Here is a 17166-nt window from a genome sequence, read left to right as displayed (position 1 = left end):
GTCGCAAGGGCTTAGGAGAGAACCGGAAACCGCCGTACCCACCCCGTACCTAAAAACCAACCGAGTCGCAGTCCTTTGATCGGGTCGGTTCGTTACCAAAACCGGGAGGCGGCGGAAACCCATAAAGCGGCAATGTAGATGCTGAACGCGGCAGGTGAGCAAAAGGGAATGTGCGGCCAAACAAAACCTGAGTAAATAAAGGAATACTCAAAAAATCATGCCACCACATCAATCTTTAAAACCACAAAACATCCACACAGAATCGAAATTCGCTTTACAGGTGTGTTACCCAAAGCTATCAGCGCGGAGAATTCCGTCCTAATGAAAGATGCTTGAAACGGGTTGAAAGACCCGGACGATTTCGGGAAACGCAATTCGGCCGGCAACATTTCGCGCCAAACCTCTTTTTCTAATAAAGATAACTGACTTTTACATAAGGCTTTCAGATTCGTTTTCAGGTATTTCAGCGACACTTCAGACATCGACCCAAAAAATGTTGACACCCGTGTTCAACTTCTTTTCACATCCGTGCACGCCCATTCACGCCTCGATCCAGGAAACAGGTCCTTGCCTGTCGATTACACAACCTTTACAAAAATGAAAAAGGGTCTCGAATTGGGTTAAGGGCTCACCTCCGCGAGGCCGCCCATCGCTTGCCGAGAAGGGTGTAGGATGGGGACATTCAAGAGATCGGAGAGCCGTTCATGCGCCATATCACCCTGATCACCGGGGGAAGTCGTTCAGGGAAAAGCCGTTTTGCCCTGCAACAGGGAGAAGCACATCCCGGTCCCCATGCCTTTATCGCCACCAGCCCCGCGCTGGACGAAGAAATGAAGGAACGCATTCGCCGCCATCGGGAGGAACGCGGGGCACACTGGCGGACAGTGGAGGAACAAACCGATCTGGCCGGCGCCTTGTCCCAAAACGCATCGGTCCCGGTTGTTTTGGTCGACTGCCTCACCCTGTGGGTCAACAATTTGCTGTACCACGACAGGGCGGGAAAGATGACCGAGGACCGCGTCGCCGAGGCGAGCCGCGCCCTGTTGGCTGTGGCGGCGGAACAAACCGGTCACTTGCTCCTGGTGACCAATGAAACCGGGATGGGCATCATGCCGGGCAACGCCTTGGCGCGGCGTTTCGGTGATTGCGCGGGTCGGTGTAACCAAGTGATGGCGTCGGCGGCCGAGCAAGTCGTGTTGATGGTGGCGGGCCTCCCGGTTTTCGTCAAAGGCGGCACCCCATGAGCGACACCGTCCACCGCATCCATTTCCCCGCAACGGACGCCCCCGATGTGACCTGTGCGCCGGGCACCAACCTGGGCACGCTGATCGACGGGCGCGGCCCTATCGAATTCGGCTGTTTCTCAGGTGTTTGCGGGACCTGTATCGCCCACATCCGCCCGGCCGATCCCCAAAAGCTCGCTGAACCAAGCGAGGCCGAACGCGCCCTACTCGCCTTTTTCGGTGAGGAAGGAAAAGAAACCCGCCTCGCCTGCCGGGTAAGGGTTCATACCGACCTTGAAATCCACACCGTTTGAGTGAGCCGGCGAGGGAACGCCATGCATCGCCTGTTCCCCATAAGACTCCGTGCACCGCCTGTCCCCCATAAGGCTCAGCAACGAAAGGCCTTTGCGCGAACAACCCGCCGCTTTTAACCAGGTGACCTTTGTCACCCATGGCAATTCACCGTAACGCGAACTTTACCCAGCCGCTACAAATCCTTAACATGATAAACCTATCCTTCATCCCGGCCGTGAGTTCACTCGTTTGATAACTCTTTTCAGGCCGCCGTGCTCTCTTTTGCCACCCCTCGCTGACCCATCACCGTTCTCATACCTATCCCTACCCTTGCTTCCGACCGTTCATTGCCGTGCTTGCTGGGAGTCCTGCCAGAGGCTTGGCGATGCGATGACCCGTGCGCGGTTTTTTGGGAACGGCTCGATTTTGAATGACGCCCGGATCGCACCGGGTCCACGCCCACCGGATCCACGGGCGACGAATCGCAGCGACAGGGTTTGAGGCGTTGGAAACACCGCGGATGGAAAAACGGCCGAAGGACCCATCCGTGTCCTCATGAAACATCGGCACCCCCATCCCAAGGGTCGCCGCTGATTCACTCCTTTTCTTTTTCAATCGTTTTCGTTTTCGTTCATCTTCGAGGAGACATTTCATGTTGAACGTTCGACGCCTCGCCTTTTGGGGCGCCCTGACCGCTTTGTGCCTCGTTTCCAGCCTCAAGGCGGGAACCGAGAAATACCGCTTAACCTGGCGTGATAATCCTGCTACGACCATGGTCGTCGGCTGGGCCGTGACCAGCGGCAGCGACGCCCGGGTCTACTACGACACCAGCGACGGCGGCACCAACCCCGCCAACTACGCCTTCAACCGCGCCGCGGACCGGACCACCTCCGAAAAAGGCATGACCCATCAATTCGCCCGTCTGCAAGGGCTCCAACCCGACACCGCTTATTACTTCGTGGTCGCCGACAGCAACAGCACCAGCCAACGCTTTTGGTTCCGCACCGCACCCAATGATTCAAGCAGCTTCACGGTGATCGCCGGCGGCGACTCACGCAACAACGCCAACACGCGCCGGCGCGCCAACCGCATGGTTTCCAAGTTGCGTCCCCTGTTCGTGATGTTCGGTGGTGACATGACCGACGCCGACAGCAACAGCCAGTGGCAGCAATGGCTCGAAGACTGGCAGGACACGATTTCCAGCGACGGGCGCATCTACCCGATTGTGGCCGCGCGCGGCAACCACGAGCGCAACAACGCGGTGGTTCAGGAAATCTTCGACACACCCGGCTCACGCAACTATTACGCGCTGACCTTCGGGGCCAATATGCTGCGCACCTACACGCTGAACTCCGAGGATACGGAAGGCGGCGACCAAGCGAGCTGGCTGGCCAACGACCTGGCGGCCAACCAAAACGTGACTTGGCGGATTGCCCAATACCACAAACCCATGCGTCCTCACGTCAGTTCCAAATCCGAGGGCTGGGACGAATACGACGCTTGGGCCAACCTGTTTTACACCCGCAAGGTGCAACTGGTGGTGGAGTGCGATTCACACTGCGTGAAATCCACCTGGCCGGTCCGTCCTTCCAGCGGCTCCGGCAGCGACGAGGGTTTTGTGCGCGACGACAACAACGGCACGGTTTATGTGGGCGAAGGCACCTGGGGCGCCCCGCTGCGCGGTGCCAACGACAGCAAAAGCTGGACGCGCAACACGGCCGCCTTCAACCAATTTAAATGGATGCGCATCGCCACCGGCGGCATCGACATCAAAACCATTCGCTACGACAACGTCGATTCAGTCGGCTCGGTTTCCGACAACAATCCCTGGGCCGAACCCAACGGCCTCGACGTGTGGCAACCCAGCAACGGTGCCGTGATCACCATCCCCAACAACAACGTCAGCCTGCCCGTGGTGAGCCTGACCCAACCCACCGATAACCAGGTCTTCGACGAAGGCGCGGCAGTCACCATCGCCGCCAACGCCTCCATGGACGGCGGCTCAATCAGCTCGGTTCGCTTCTACGTGGGCAGCACCCTGATCGCCGAGGATACCAACGCGCCCTACAGCACCACCTGGGACGCGACCCAAAACGGGGCATTCCAAATCCGCGCGGTCGCTACCGGTTCCAACGGCGAGACCCGCGACGACAGCGTCACCATCTCGGTTGGCGTCGCCACCCTGATCCGTACCATCGCCCAAAGCAGCGATGACGCGGAAGAACGAAGCAGTGGCAGCATGTACCGTGACAGCTCCGACCTGGAGTTGATCCGCGACGGCAGCCGCGACCAAACGGTGGGCGTGCGTTTTACCAACATGCACATCCCGCAAGACGCCCAAATCGACAGCGCCACGATTCAATTCACGGTTGACGAAACCAGCAGTGAAAGCACCAACCTGGTTATCTTCGGTCAAGACGCGGCCAACGCATCCACCTTTGGCAGCAGTTCCGGCGATATCAGCGACCGCGTGCGCACCAGCAGCAACGTGGCCTGGTCACCCTCGGCCTGGTCCAGTACCGGCGCGGCGGGCGCGGCCCAACGCACCCCCGACCTGAAGGACATCGTGGCGGAAATCGTCAGCCATCCCGACTGGCAGTCCGGAAACAGCATGGTCTTTTTGATCGAGGGCGAAGGTCGTCGCGTGGCCGAGGCCTACGACGGCGAATCCGACAAAGCGGCCCAATTGACGGTGACCTTCGGCAGCGGCAACGGTGGTGACGGCACGGACGGCGGCGACGGTGGTGACGGCACGGACGGTGGCGACGGCACCGATCCCAACCAGTTGCAAAACGGCGATTCGCGCACCAACCTCGCCGGCGCAAGCGGCAGCGAAACCTTTTTCTATTTCAACCTGCCCGCCAACGCGAACAACCTGCGCATCGGCATCAACGGCGGCAGCGGCGACACCGACCTCTACGTACGCCGCGGCGCCCGGCCCACCACCAATACCTGGGATTACCGTCCCTATCTGAACGGCAACAACGAAACGGTATCGGTCGGCAGCCCCGCGGAGGGAACCTGGCACCTGATGCTGCGCGGTTACCAAAGCTACAGCGGCGTCACGCTCAGCGTGGCCTGGGACACGGACGGTGGTGGCGGCGGTGCAACCTATGAAAGCACCACCTCGGCCGCAATCCCCGACAACAGCAGCACGGGCGCTTCTACCAGCCTAAACGTTACCCACGGCGGTGACAGCGGTTCGCTCTCAGTTGCGGTCAACATCAGCCACACCTACATCGGTGACCTCAACATACGCTTGATCGCCCCCAACGGCACGGAATGGGTGCTGCACGGCAACAGCGGCGGCTCGGCCGACAACATCGTCCAGACCTACACGGTGGACGCCAACGGCGTTCCGGCCAACGGGACTTGGCGCCTCCAAGCCGTCGACAACGCGCGTTACGACACGGGCACGATCAACGGCTGGACCCTGACCTTCTAAGCGGCGGGCACCACCCGCGTCCTTTTCCAGACGAACACCCCTGTTTGACCGGCCGACGCTTGGCACCCCCAAGCGTCGCGCCTTGTTCGCGAAGCCCCAGTGGGCAACGCTGAACGGATTGAGGTTCCAATATGACCACCAAAACCATGACGGCGCCCATCGGCGCCACCCCGACCTTTTCGCTCAACCACCTCAGCAGCCATGCGACCCTCACCTGGATGCTGCGCTTCTTCGTCAGCGCGCTTTTTCTCGGCCGCGCCTGGCAATTCCTGCGCTGGGACGCCCCCCTGCGCACCCTGTTCTGGAAACAAGCCTGGATGGAAACCCCGGTCCTGTGGCTCACCGGCATGAGCTGGGAGCAATACGTCACCAGCCCCACCACCGATTGGCTCCTGCAAGCAGCCACCCGCGGCATGGGCGTGATCATGCTGGTTTGCGGCATCCTCTGCTGGACCATCAGCGGCAAAAAACGCTGGCACGGGTTCGCCATGATGCTCGGCGCCCTGGTGCTCGCCTTCACCTTCGCCCTTTACTTTTTGGGCAAAAGCTACCAAATCGGCATGGGCATCGAACACGCGCTGCAGGGCGCGGCGCCGCTGTTCCTAGCGGCATGGCTGGCCCGGGACGGCTTCAGCAAACGCGCCCTCAACGCACTGTACCTCGCCACGGCGCTGACCTTCATCGGGCACGGTTTGTACGCTTTCGGCTTCCACCCCCAACCCGGCAATTTCGTGTCGATGACGATGCGCTGCCTGCCCCTCACCGAAAGCGGTGCCCGCACGCTGCTGATCGGCGCGGGCATCCTCGACTTCGTCGCCGCGGCGGCCTTGTTGGTTCCTCGCCTGCGCGGCATCGCCCTGGGTTACATGGTTTTGTGGGGATTCCTCACGGCCCTGGCCCGCGCGGTCGCCTACTTCCAATTTGACGCCCTGCTCCCCTGGCTCGACGGCTGGCTCCACCAAACGGTGTACCGCCTGGTCCACGGCGGCCTGCCGCTGGTCGCGCTGCTCCTGTGGCTCCGCGAACGCCGTGACGCCTAACCCGCATTTCTCACAAGGAATTCTGCTTCTCGCGACGAATCCTTGTGAGAAATGCGGGCGAAACAAACGCGGCTTTGCGCACCCACCTTTCGTCGATGGCGCGGGTTTGAGCACAAACACATGTCCCGCGGGGACACCCATTTGCACGGGCCCCGCGGCGGGTCGGTGCGGTTGACGCGTTAGTGGCTTTGGAAAAAGGCCCATATCTCGGCAAACATCCGACTGTTGGCCTCGCCGTTCTGAAACCCACTGTGTCCAATGTTTCGCGCCACAAAATACACAACTTCGTGGTTTTCCCTGCATCCCCCATAGGTGAAGGCATCCAAGGTCGCGTTACCCCACGTTTGCACCGCTTCCTCCGGTGGCGAATCGCAGGCCGCGGCGTCTGCCCAATTTTGGGCGCTGTCCGCGGCCGACATAAATTCGCCAACCGGCGAGGGGCCGCCGTTTAACGGGATCAAGGTATCGTTGTCGCCGTTCAATTGAAAAACAGAAACCAAGGCAGGCGCTTCCAAGGCCCCGGTTGCAACGGTTTGCTGGCTGTAAAGCGGCGCAATGGCGCGGAAGTGGGCGGTTGATTTACCCAGAAGATTCACCATGCCGGCACCATTTGAAATGCCCAAGGCATACCGCCGCGAACCGTCTAATCCTTGGATCGTGCCCAGCTTGGCAACAATCGCATCGACAAAAGCCACATCGTCGGCGCTGGTGGGTTCCGTTCCCAAATTCCAGAAGCCACCATTTCCGCCGTTGTCGGCGTGACCGTCGGGATAAACCCCAACGAACGCGCCCGAATTGATCAGGCCGTTTAGATGTTGGTTATTCGCAAAAGCGTCCCCGCTCCCCCCCGCCCCGTGAAAGGCAAAAACCACCGGATAGGAAGGATTGGCTTCAAGCACGGGTGGCGCAACCAGGGTCACCCGCCGTGACACCATCGTCCCGGCGATTTCTTGATCGATAAAAAATTGGCTGACGCCGGCGGTTAAAGGATCCCCGGCGGGCGCATCGGGATCCGGTAACGAAGCAATGACCCGCGCGTTCGCCATCGACGGCTCACGTGCCTCGTTAAACAAAAACGCCAGCCCGACAAGCGGCTGATCGGTCGCGGCAACCAGGTACAGGTCACCGGAAAGCTCAGGGAAGAGGGTTTCGGTTAGCACGGCAAAAGGCCGCCCCGCCGGGACGGTGACCGGCTGTTCACTCAAAATCCGTTGCCCGTTTTGATAGGCATAAAATTGGACCTCGGCCGGCCGGCTACCGACATTGACAAGCACCGCGGCGGAGGCAGCCTCAGAATCGCGTTCGGTCGGTAAAAAATTAAACAGAACCAGGGAACCGGCCTCGCTGACAGGCACCACATTCCCCTGCGCCGGCGAATCACCGAGTCCGTCTGCCTTGGTTCCCGAAACCACAAAGGCACCGTCGATGTTGTCGGCGCTGCTGGAGAGAAACACGGAAAAACCGGCCCCTTCGGCCAGGTCACTGAAAACGTCTCCGGCGGCGGATACCCGTTGCTCCAGTGGTTCCAGGGTCCACGAAACCGATTGTTCGGCGCCGGCGGGGTCGGCAGCATCAGCCCGTACCGCCCGCAAAAGAACGGTCACGGGTGCCGCGTTGAGATTGTTGACCACAATCTTGGCGCGGAACTGAGCATTGTGGGTAACCCAGGGAAACACAAGATCCGTAGCCCCGTGGAGCAACGAAGGACCAAAAAATGAGAGAAGCAGCAACGCGGCGCGTTTCATGAGACCACCTTCGGAAGGTTTAGCGGGGCGCAATGGTTTTTCAGGGTTTGGTTTCTTTTTCGGCAAAAAGGCCCCTAAGGGTTAATTCCTTCGTACAAGCGGCGGCCTCCTTTAATGAGTAATCCCAAAGCGCCTTACAAGCGCCGCGGCAGCGACCATCGAGGCATTCAACACATGCAAGGGATCATCGGCCAAATCGCGGCCGGTTTGGTCGCGCCCGACGGCGACCATACTTCTTAACGCGCGGCGGGCGTGTACCAAATCGGCGAGGTCCAGGCACGCTCTTGGATCATTTTGGGTTTGCCGGAGTCCAAGCCCGTGCGTTCTTCCTGGTAGGCGCTCCAGCGTTTGACCGGTTTCTCCAACACGCGCAGGTAATAAAACGCCGCTTGGTTTTTGTCGAAGGCCGGATCGCGCCAGGTGCCGCGCAATTCGCAGGTGGTGTTGTCGGCGGCAACGACAACATCGGTAAACACTTTTTCTTTGATTTCACCTTGGTCCAGCCAGCCTTTGACGACCTGTACGCGGTCCAACATGGCGGAGTCGGTATCGCAGTAGGCCCAAATCACAAACACGGGTTCCTTGGCGGCCGGGCCTGGTTGCGGTAGGTCGGCCCCCATGGATACGCCTTGCGAATAGCCATAGTGCACCATGTCGGGACGGCGATGGGCCTGCGCATCCAAATCCCAGCCACCAAAAAAGCGCACGCGCAGTCGGGTGCCCGAGGTGGCGTAGGTCTCGCGCCGACGCAAGGCCTCGAAGATGGCGGCGCGGGAGTTGGCGGTAGCCCAGACAGCAGTCAACGCACCGGGGTTGTCATGGGGTCGGTCCTGCAACCGTTCCGGCGCGGTGTTGTCGATAATACCGTGATGGCCGCCGTAGCCCTGTTCCAAGGTGCGCCCGGGAGTGGCGTTGTGGGTACCGGTGCTGCCGACGAACCCGTGTTTAAAGGGGTTGTGCCCCAGTTCGGCGGCGTGCTTTAACCCGTGCTTCAAACCTTCGCGGGCATATCCGGTCGCCGCATCGGTGGGGTCGCCGCTCGGCCCACCGAGGAGCAGTGCGTCCGGTGGCAACAGCTCAAAATCAGCAGATGCATCGTTTCGCGCCAGGGCCGTGTGCGTTTCAGATGCACCGCGACTCTGCATGATCTGCATCAAGGGTTCGTTGTGTGCTCGCCGCCGCGCATAAGCCGCATCAAAGGGCAGGCCGTCATCCTTGCGCGCGGCATACATCCAGCCGCCGCTAAGGTGGACGTTGACGGGAATGGCGATGACATCCCCGGCGCCACGCGCGCGGAAGGCCTCCATGCGGGCCCATAGCGCTTCAGGCCCGCGATAGTGGAATGAATCCCAGGGTAACAGGGGTGCCGCGCCTTTAAAAATCACATTGCGATGCAGGCCGGCGAGTCCGTTTTCCCGCGGTCGCACGTGACGCCAGGAATAGCCGACAAAGGCCGTAAATGCCTCGTGTTGATCGGCCTCGTCGGCCGCGCGCACGATTTCTTCCCAAACATCGGCTGCACCCGCGATAAAGGCGGCATCCGCGCGCATCGCCTCGGGAACCAAACTGTCACCATATAAATGCTCCTCGACGGCCTTGCGGGTGCGTGCCGAACCCTTGCGAAATTCGGCGGCAATGTTACTGACAAAGTGCGGGTTGCGTTTGTCGAAAATCGCCGACATCAGCCCGAAATACGCGGGATGATCGGTCACCGCGGCAAAATCGAGCGGGGTTTCCAGTTGGACATAACCCAAAACGGTGTGTTTGATTTTCTCGCCGCGGGCAAATCGGTACAGCTCATGGGGACGGTTCATGGTGAGAAACCCGGCGGCGTTTAACGAGAAGCCACTGTGCATGTGGAGATCGCCGAAATAGACCGATTTAGGAAGGACCGGTTTCGCTCGAACCTGTTTCGCTTGCACCGGCTGAGCGGTGGCTTTGGTGGGCTTGGCACCCGCTTCGCCGGCCGCCAAAGGACCCAAATACATCAATAAAAAAAGCAATCCTAAAGCTTTCACGACCTTCCTCCCGGTCAAATCAACGAAGAACCGTTTTAACGATCAAACAAGGACAGGCCGGCGCCGTTCGGTGCCGCTCGGAAACAACGCGGGCTCCATGCAGAACGCCGCTTGCGAACCCAACGACCGCCACAAGGCTTGGAACAAAATCATCGGTTTTCAACAACCTTTTTGGCTTTTGATAAACCCATTCTAGTCAGGCGTTTTTAGCAGGGTCAACCCAAAAGCCCCTGTTGTAGGTGATCCGATCCAGTCTCGATAACCGAGGATAACCCCAAGTCAAAACACAGTCATGCCGCCAAAAAAACCGCGCAAAAACAGCATCACCCCGCGCTCATTCCCCTTTATCGCGTGAAGAGCCCCGGCTATTTCGATACAGAAACACGAACGAAACAGCAGCTTTGACGTCATAAAAACGCAAAGGCGGCAAAAGTCACAAACAAACTGACGCCACGCAATTTATAGATCACCCCCCCCCCACTCTGCCGTGTAACAGAAAGAAAGAGAGCACGGCCAGGCCGCGCTTTTGTACACAAAAAGGACGGCCCCTGATGCAACACCACCCCATTCTTGAAACCTATCTTTCCGAGTTCGCGCACAAGCACAACGCTCAGTTTCACGAAGGCGACGAACAGGGCTTCGCGGTCATCACCTTCGCTGACGAAACCAGCTTCCACTTCCACCTTGAGCCGGAGACCCAATCCATCACCGCTTTTAGCATTCTGGGCGTGGTCCCGGAAAAAAACCGCCTCAACATTTTCTCGTACGCGCTCGGCTCGAACCTGTTCCAGGGCCGAACCCGCGGCGCCACCCTCGGCTTGGACGAGGAATGTTCAGCCCTGGTGCTGCAACGAAGCCTGCAACTGAACGATTTTCAACCGGTCGCGTTTCAGGAAGCTCTGGAAGCACTGATGGAAGTGGCGGAACTTTGGCGAGGCTACCTGGCCGAGGCACACCGCGTTGCGGGGCAACCCGATGAGCCCACCGGCGCCGCGGCGAAGGATGCCAAGCTCGAAAACGCGGTGATGGGGCGGCTTTTGTTCCCTACCCAATTTGCCTGATCCACCTCTCGGCACAATTCTCTCGGATCCCGTGAGAACAGCGCAAAACACTGTCTTTGATTGCGTTAGGAGCAAGCCAAAAGCCCCAAAAAACCGGAACGATGAAGGGTGCAGCCACACACCGAACCCGTCATCGGAAGCGGCCGTCCGGCGTATTCGTAAGCCAGGTCGCGCTAACCCCTGCCCGCGATACCCGCGATCAAAACCGTCCGACGCGCAACAACCGAACCAACCGTCTTTCACGAATCAAGGGAGTCATCCATTATGTCCGGCGTCATCACACACCAAAAAATGCTCAGCATGGCTGATAAAATCGGCGACCGTTTTGCCAAGGTCTCCGGTAAATCGAAACTCATTAAAGCCACGAAAACAAACAACGCCCAAAACACGCAAACCTTAAACAGAATTAAAGCCACGCTTACCCAGCGATACGGCGCGACGATCACCGATCAGGCTTTTACCCGTTTGTTGGTCACCAAACACGACCTTCAGCCAAGAAATCTCAATATTGATCAGGAGATCGGGAACCTCGGATTAACCGGTAACGACATCAAATTTCTCGATGCCCGCGCACGGGAACTGGGCCAGAAGTTAATCGAGGCCAAAGAAGCCCAAAACCCCCAAACCGTGGGCAAACTCATCATGAATAAATTCGAAGAAAACCCACCGAATTGGCCCAAAAACCTCACGACAAACGACAAGGCGTTGGTCAAACGGGAGGTCCAAAAAGTCATCACGGCCATTGTGCAAATACACGGAAAATCGGCGGACGACATCCTCGGCCTGCTGGCCCAACGTACCGCCGACCATGCCTCGGACCTACGCGGAGCTGCCGGAAAAAGAGGCACCATCGACACGGGGATGGCCGGCTTTGGCAATGGCTTGATTCGTGCTCTAAAAACGGACGGCGCCAGTGCCGCCATCAATGGCGACTTCTCACTCGGCGCACTTTCGCGGGCCTTGGCACCAAAAGTGGGGCCCAGCGTGGGCAATCCGGCAACAGCAGAACGAACCCAGCGTTTCGAAATGGTGGCAAAGCTGGCGACCGCCCTTAAGAAGGAAACGGTGCCGGTCACCATCAATGGAACGCAACACACGCCGACGATGCAGGAAATTTTCGATCCCGCAACCGAAATTTGGCAGCAACTCGAACCCGCGGATCGGACGAAGGTCATCCAAAAATTCATGGCACTTCACGCCGAAACCCACGATTATCCGAACAAGGTTGAACTGAAATTAGACGCACACAAAGATGCGCTGAACCGATCCAAAGATGCACCCATTTTTGGAGAACTGGCTGAAACGAAATACACCCTGATGCTCAGCAAGATCACGGCCCAAACCGACGACCCAACCCTGATATTCAAAACCCTGGCTCACGAATTAACCCATGCCTACCAATACGATATGCTCGATAACCCAGGGCGAAGCACGGCGCCTGCCCTCATTCATGAGCGGCTCAATTTCGATTTGAAGAACCGCGCGTTGGTGCACAAAAATCCCATCGTCGGGGATTTCAACGAACAGCAGAACCTTTATGCCAACGATTTCACGGAACGTACCGCCATCGAAAGCGAATGGGCATTGAAGGAAATGATGAAGGATGAGCCACCCGAGGTCGCGGACTTGGTCGCAAAGGCCAAAGACCTTCACAAGGGCGGGGCCGGCGACATCCGACGAGAGGAGTGGGAAGCTTCCTTGGCGATCCAAAAAGGCCTGGCGGAAAAAGCGAGCACCCCGGTTTCCGCGGCTAAAAATTACACCAACGCCGCCAAAACCGCATTGGAACTGGGCGACACGGTCCAAGCCAACGCCTTGTTGAACAAAATCGATTTCGCAGGCGTTCCGAAGGAAGATGTGGTCTGGCTCAGCGAAACGGTCATCAACGAACTCAGCCAAACCCTGGCCTCTCCCCGCTCGACCGGCAAGGACATCGCAATGGCGTTGGAACAACTGCCGAAATTCCAAATGGCCTTGCTCGATAACGTTGACGCCTCGGTCCGTGTCGAAACCGCGTCACACCAAGGTCAGCTCTTGAGCACACTTGTCGAAAAAACCCAAAACCCCGCCGATAAGATGACCCTTTTCGAACACAAGGTAAAACTCCATTTGACGGCCCCCAATGCAAAGCCGGCGCAACAGATTGGCGATCTCGAGAAAACGACCAATGAGATCTTCGGGCTGCTAAAGGCCGGGTTTGACAGGCCCCTTTACGAGCATGCAGAAGGGCTTCTTAGCGAACTTGAAGCAAACGCAAAAGCCGCGGCGGGTAAAGAGACCAAATTCAACAAGCAGATTGGTCGGATCACCAATAAGCTGGGTCAGGTCAAGAAACGGCTTGAATAAAACCATATGCCCGCATTTCGGGCCGGCAATGCCGCGGGACACATCAAAAAGGCCCCTCACTGGGGAGGGGCCGTTTGGTTGATCGCTTGTTGTTGCTTGCTTACGGGGTGATGACCAGCGGTTGAACCTCGAACAGGTAACCGGGGTTCACGCCGACGCGGGTGCCGCGCAGGAACAAGGCGGTCGCGTCTTGGCTGGAGATCACGCGTACGCGCACGGTGTCTTCGCTGATGTAGGTGTCGAAAACGGCGAGTTGCTTGGCAAAAGGTGCCAAGGCGGTGTTGACCTCGAAGGTTTCGATGACCTCGCCGGCGGCGTTCAGGGTTTGTACCTGGATCCGCGCGGACTCGGTGCCGCGGTTGATCAGCGCCATGCCGTCAAAAACCACATCTTGCTCGCCGGGCAGTACCTCGAAAACACGACCCATGGCTTGGGATTCGCGCACGTGGGCACTGGCGCCGGCGCCTTCCGCAATGCGGTACGCGGCGGAGACAATCACGGTCGCATCGGCCACCAAGGAAACTTGGCCGGCCTCGGCACCCAGCAGGGTTCCGGCGTTGACGGTGCGTTGCTCACCCGCGGCCAGTTCGATGGAGACGGCACCGATGGGATCGCCGTTGCTCGCGTAGGGCTGCAGGGTCACGGTTTGTGCGGTGCTGTCGGTGTTGAGCATTTGCAAGCTGGTGGTAAAGCCACCGGTAGCGCTGGTCAGGTGGGGAACCCAACGGTTGCTGTCGGCGTGGACGATGCTGGAGCTGCTGCAGCGGAAAACGCGTACAGAATCGATGTACCAGCCGTCGTTGCCGAGACAAACGTCGGTGCCGAAATCGAACCGGATTTGGATCGATGCCGGGCCGGTCACCAAACCGGTCAAGTCAACCACGGAGGTGCCCCAGGTGCCGCCGCGGTTGGTACCGTCGTTGGTGCCGTGGAATCCGGGCTGGTTGTTGAGCGGGTTGGAGTTGTTGTCGATTTGGAAGGGACCGGTGTAGCCGTTGTACAAGAACGCGTCGGCCGGGATGAGTTGGAAGTCGCCACCGTCGATGCTGATTTTGACATTGCCGCCGTCGAAATCCCGTTCGGTTGAGAAGTAGTGCTCAAAAGCCAAACGCAGGTTTGAAGCGTCGGCGATGTCAATCGCGGGACTGGCCAGCATCAAGCGACCGGTTTCGTCGTTAACGCCGACACCACAGTTGTTGAGCAGGCCGACATCCGGCGCAAAAAAGCCTTTGCCGTTGCGACCGGCGGGCAGTTCGGAAACAATCGACCAGTCGCGTTCGGTGAAGGATTCGAAAATCCCTTCGTGGGTTAAGGTCCAAGCAGTCACGTCGCCCTCGAAGTCGTCGGCGAACAAGGTACGGCTGGAACCCTCGGTGCACAGGGCGGGCGCCGCGGCAATCAGGTTGGGCGCGAAGTTACAGGACTCGGGCAGCTCGCGCATTTCGGAGTAGGCCACGGCAGCCATGACGGCGGCCACATCCTGCTCGGTAATGACGGACTCACCGGGACCCGGCCACTCGGAGGTCAGGCTGATTTGGTTGAGCGGCACGCCAACCAAGTCGCGGGCGGCCTGTTCCAGGGCATCGGCGTTGTCGCGGTAATCGGAGTCAAACACGAGGTACTGTGACAAGGCGCGGAAGTAAATGTGGGCAACCTTGGTAATGCCCAGGGCGGGAATGGTCACACCGTTGACGGTGCCACCGTCAACCAGCAACGAAGCGTTGCGGTTACCTACCCCGGAGTTGATGTGAACGCCGCCGTTGTCAACGTCAACGGGACCACACATGTAAATGGGATCGGTAAGGGTCGCGGGATCGTTACCGGCGTTGGGCACCCACATGTCGCGCATGCCGGCACCGCCACCGATGTCTTCACCGACAACCCAACGGGCGGAATCCTCAACCTCGGCTTGAGCGGCTTGAACGGAACCGGTCACGCCTTCCGCCAAAGCGGCCTTGATGAAATTGCCGTCGGCCAAACCCACGGAGATGACGGGAATGGTGACGGGGTTGGCGCTGTCGTCGCCGGACATGTTGACAACCTCGTTGCCCTGCACGTTCACAATCACCACGGCAATGGCGCCGGCGGCCTGAGCGTTGGCGGCTTTCTCGGAGAAGAAACACTCGCCGCGATCAATCAGGGCGATGTTCCCGGCAACGGCGGCGCCGTTGGCCAAGGTTTCGCAACCCTGGTTGGGATTGGCGGTGGTGTCTTCAACCAGGACGATGGTCCCGGAAGCACCGGCGATGGTGGGCGCGGCCCCAAAAGAGGCACCGCCCGCGCGGAAGGTGCGCGTTTCACCACCGGCGATTTCTACAAAAAGCTCGGGCCCTGGGGTGACGTATTGGGACAAAGCGTCTTGGGTACGCAAGGCATTGCCGCCGTTGACGTCGCGGTCGTTAAGCAAATCGATGAACTCACCGAAGACATCGGCGTAGGACTCGTTCATGGCGCCGGACTGCCAGCGGTAAATCAAGTCGCCGTTGCCCTCGACGTAACCGTGCGCGAATTCGTGGCCGATGACGTCGTCGGTGGCAAATCCTTCACAGAAGGCGGCAGTGCCGTTGCCCCAAAAGGCATTGGGGCAGCCGCCGTTGGCGGGATTGTACAGCGAACGCATAGGGCTGTCTTGGCCGTCCCAAGAGAGGAATTCACCATTGGTTAAGCTGGCGAAGAAGTTGTAGGTCTCGGCTGATGCGGCGATCAGTTCATTGATGGCGGGCGCGTCGACGCCGGCGTAAGGCTGGGCGTTGCCTTCTTGCCATACCAAACCGTCGGTATTGACGTTGGTTTGATAAACCTCGCGGGCCAAGGTGTGGGTTTCATTGACTTGGTCAACGACGTTGCCTTTAACGGCTTCAACAAACACGGACTCAACCGTGAGGAACCCACGTTTCATAGGGACCCGCCAGGCGAGCACGATGCGGCCCGCGTAAGGGGCACCGCGGCCGGTGTCGTGGACGACAAGTTCCGGGGTGTCCATGGTGAGGTCGGCCTCGTTGAGTTCGGGGAAGCGAGCGATGACGTCGGCCAAGGCGCGCGCGGCGGCCTGGTCGGCGGTGATTTGTGCTTGGGCGGGAACGCCGTCGAGCGGTAGCAGGTTGCCCTGAACACGCAGGAGACGACCGCTGCTGTCGCTGTAGAAATGCAGCACGGAGCCGTAGACGGGCACCTCACCGTGCTTTTGTTCGTAACTCAGACGCGTCAAACCCAGGCTATCGCTTTTCACGGCGGTTTTGTGGAGATCACGGTAATCCGCGTGGGCGCCCACAAGCGGCGCGTATTGGTCCAAAAAGGTTTTGGCCAAAACCTCGGGGTTGGTGCCGGCGGCGTGTTTGCCGACCAGGCCGGTGCCGTTGACGAGGTTTTGAACGGCGAGGGTGCGCAAGGTACCACGATGTTCGTCGTAACGGGCGCGTTGAATGTTGCTAAGCGAGGAACTGAGTTTTTGGCGCAGTTCGGCGCGTTGGTTAGGCAGATCCGCCGCGGCAAGCGGCCCGACGGACAGAGACGCGACAACAAGGATTGCGGCGATCCACAATCGATACATTTTTCCCATGCAATGCTCCTAGAAAAAATCAGCGTGTTCGGATGGGGTGCTAGATCCAACCATAAATAAAACCGTGGAAAGGTACACCAAAGGCAAGCAACGACCATTCCGGCCGGCGCATTCGACGGAGACCCACGGAATGCGCCCGTATAAAGAGGTAGAAAACCCGAACCCTGTTCTCAAAGTTCGTTGAAGGTAAAGACAGATACGCTGTTTCAGAGAGATATTTAAACAAATTCTTAACGAAATAGATACGAAACCCGCATACGGCGGCGTGGACAGGGTGTTAAGCACCGAGGGCACAGCCGGGATTTAAACCTAAGAAGCGCGATATGTCGCGGTGATTTTAACTAAATCTCTGGGCTACAACGGCCTGTAAAAATGCTCACCGCACCCAGCGGGTGCGGCTTCGCTTTCTCCAAGCCATTTCGCTCCAGACCTTTA

The 17166-nt window shown here is 58.9% G+C and carries 10 protein-coding genes; 7 read left to right on the top strand and 3 right to left on the bottom strand.

Annotation, left to right across the window (positions count from 1 at the left end; genetic code table 11):
* The first annotated feature begins 704 nt into the window (after positions 1–704).
* The 4 genes from cobU (at position 705) to J3U88_RS26640 (ending at position 6002) form a co-directional block, all read left to right on the top strand.
* Positions 705–1244 (top strand): bifunctional adenosylcobinamide kinase/adenosylcobinamide-phosphate guanylyltransferase, encoded by a 540-nt coding sequence (gene cobU / locus J3U88_RS26655; protein ID WP_207862056.1) that lies wholly within the window; start codon positions 705–707, stop codon positions 1242–1244.
* Entirely contained in the window at positions 1241–1537 is a 297-nt protein-coding gene (locus tag J3U88_RS26650) for a 2Fe-2S iron-sulfur cluster-binding protein (protein WP_207862055.1), read from the top strand. The genes cobU and J3U88_RS26650 overlap by 4 nt, the downstream gene beginning before the upstream one ends.
* A gap of 632 nt (positions 1538–2169) precedes the next feature.
* A complete protein-coding gene (locus tag J3U88_RS26645; RefSeq protein ID WP_207862054.1) occupies positions 2170–4962 on the top strand; it encodes a proprotein convertase P-domain-containing protein in 2793 nt (930 codons plus the stop codon).
* A 131-nt stretch (positions 4963–5093) separates the two neighbouring features.
* Positions 5094–6002, top strand: coding sequence for a hypothetical protein (locus J3U88_RS26640; protein WP_207862053.1), 909 nt, complete (start codon positions 5094–5096; stop codon positions 6000–6002).
* A gap of 179 nt (positions 6003–6181) precedes the next feature.
* Here the strand turns inward: J3U88_RS26640 and J3U88_RS26635 are convergent, their stop codons facing one another.
* The gene (locus J3U88_RS26635) at positions 6182–7747 is read right to left on the bottom strand and encodes a CE1 family esterase (RefSeq protein WP_207862052.1); all 1566 of its coding nucleotides are present in this window, start codon (positions 7745–7747) and stop codon (positions 6182–6184) included.
* Positions 7748–7861: 114 nt separating this feature from the next.
* On the opposite strand from J3U88_RS26635, the gene J3U88_RS34785 reads away from it, so the two are divergent.
* Positions 7862–7987 carry a hypothetical protein gene (locus tag J3U88_RS34785; protein WP_279382616.1) on the top strand — a complete coding sequence of 42 codons (126 nt, stop codon included), beginning with the start codon at positions 7862–7864 and terminating at the stop codon, positions 7985–7987.
* On the opposite strand, the gene J3U88_RS26630 is transcribed toward J3U88_RS34785, so the two are convergent.
* Positions 7984–9765, bottom strand: coding sequence for a DUF3604 domain-containing protein (locus J3U88_RS26630; RefSeq protein WP_207862051.1), 1782 nt, complete (start codon positions 9763–9765; stop codon positions 7984–7986). The genes J3U88_RS34785 and J3U88_RS26630 overlap by 4 nt on opposite strands.
* A gap of 551 nt (positions 9766–10316) precedes the next feature.
* Between J3U88_RS26630 and J3U88_RS26625 the strand changes: the two genes are divergently transcribed.
* Entirely contained in the window at positions 10317–10826 is a 510-nt protein-coding gene (locus tag J3U88_RS26625; protein WP_207862050.1) for a type III secretion system chaperone, read from the top strand.
* A gap of 264 nt (positions 10827–11090) precedes the next feature.
* Entirely contained in the window at positions 11091–13172 is a 2082-nt protein-coding gene (locus tag J3U88_RS26620) for a hypothetical protein (RefSeq protein WP_207862049.1), read from the top strand.
* Between the two features lie 100 nt (positions 13173–13272).
* Here the strand turns inward: J3U88_RS26620 and J3U88_RS34780 are convergent, their stop codons facing one another.
* A complete protein-coding gene (locus J3U88_RS34780; RefSeq protein ID WP_207862048.1) occupies positions 13273–16731 on the bottom strand; it encodes a M4 family metallopeptidase in 3459 nt (1152 codons plus the stop codon).
* Between the last annotated feature and the right edge of the window lie 435 nt (positions 16732–17166).

Source organism: Acanthopleuribacter pedis, assembly GCF_017377855.1.
GTDB classification, from domain to species: Bacteria; Acidobacteriota; Holophagae; order Acanthopleuribacterales; family Acanthopleuribacteraceae; genus Acanthopleuribacter; species Acanthopleuribacter pedis.
Note: the sequence above shows the minus strand (reverse complement) of the source record. Positions and strands in the feature narration are given on the sequence as shown.

Bases quoted from the DNA above. Each gene is read 5' to 3' on its own strand.
- J3U88_RS26645 (WP_207862054.1), top strand. From the start codon at position 2,170: ATGTTGAACGTTCGACGCCTCGCCTTTTGGGGCGCCCTGACCGCTTTG.
- J3U88_RS26640 (WP_207862053.1), top strand. From the start codon at position 5,094: ATGACCACCAAAACCATGACGGCGCCCATCGGCGCCACCCCGACCTTT.
- J3U88_RS26620 (WP_207862049.1), top strand. From the start codon at position 11,091: ATGTCCGGCGTCATCACACACCAAAAAATGCTCAGCATGGCTGATAAA.
- J3U88_RS26625 (WP_207862050.1), top strand. From the start codon at position 10,317: ATGCAACACCACCCCATTCTTGAAACCTATCTTTCCGAGTTCGCGCAC.
- J3U88_RS34780 (WP_207862048.1), bottom strand. From the start codon at position 16,731: ATGGGAAAAATGTATCGATTGTGGATCGCCGCAATCCTTGTTGTCGCG.
- J3U88_RS26650 (WP_207862055.1), top strand. From the start codon at position 1,241: ATGAGCGACACCGTCCACCGCATCCATTTCCCCGCAACGGACGCCCCC.
- cobU (WP_207862056.1), top strand. From the start codon at position 705: ATGCGCCATATCACCCTGATCACCGGGGGAAGTCGTTCAGGGAAAAGC.
- J3U88_RS26635 (WP_207862052.1), bottom strand. From the start codon at position 7,747: ATGAAACGCGCCGCGTTGCTGCTTCTCTCATTTTTTGGTCCTTCGTTG.
- J3U88_RS34785 (WP_279382616.1), top strand. From the start codon at position 7,862: ATGAGTAATCCCAAAGCGCCTTACAAGCGCCGCGGCAGCGACCATCGA.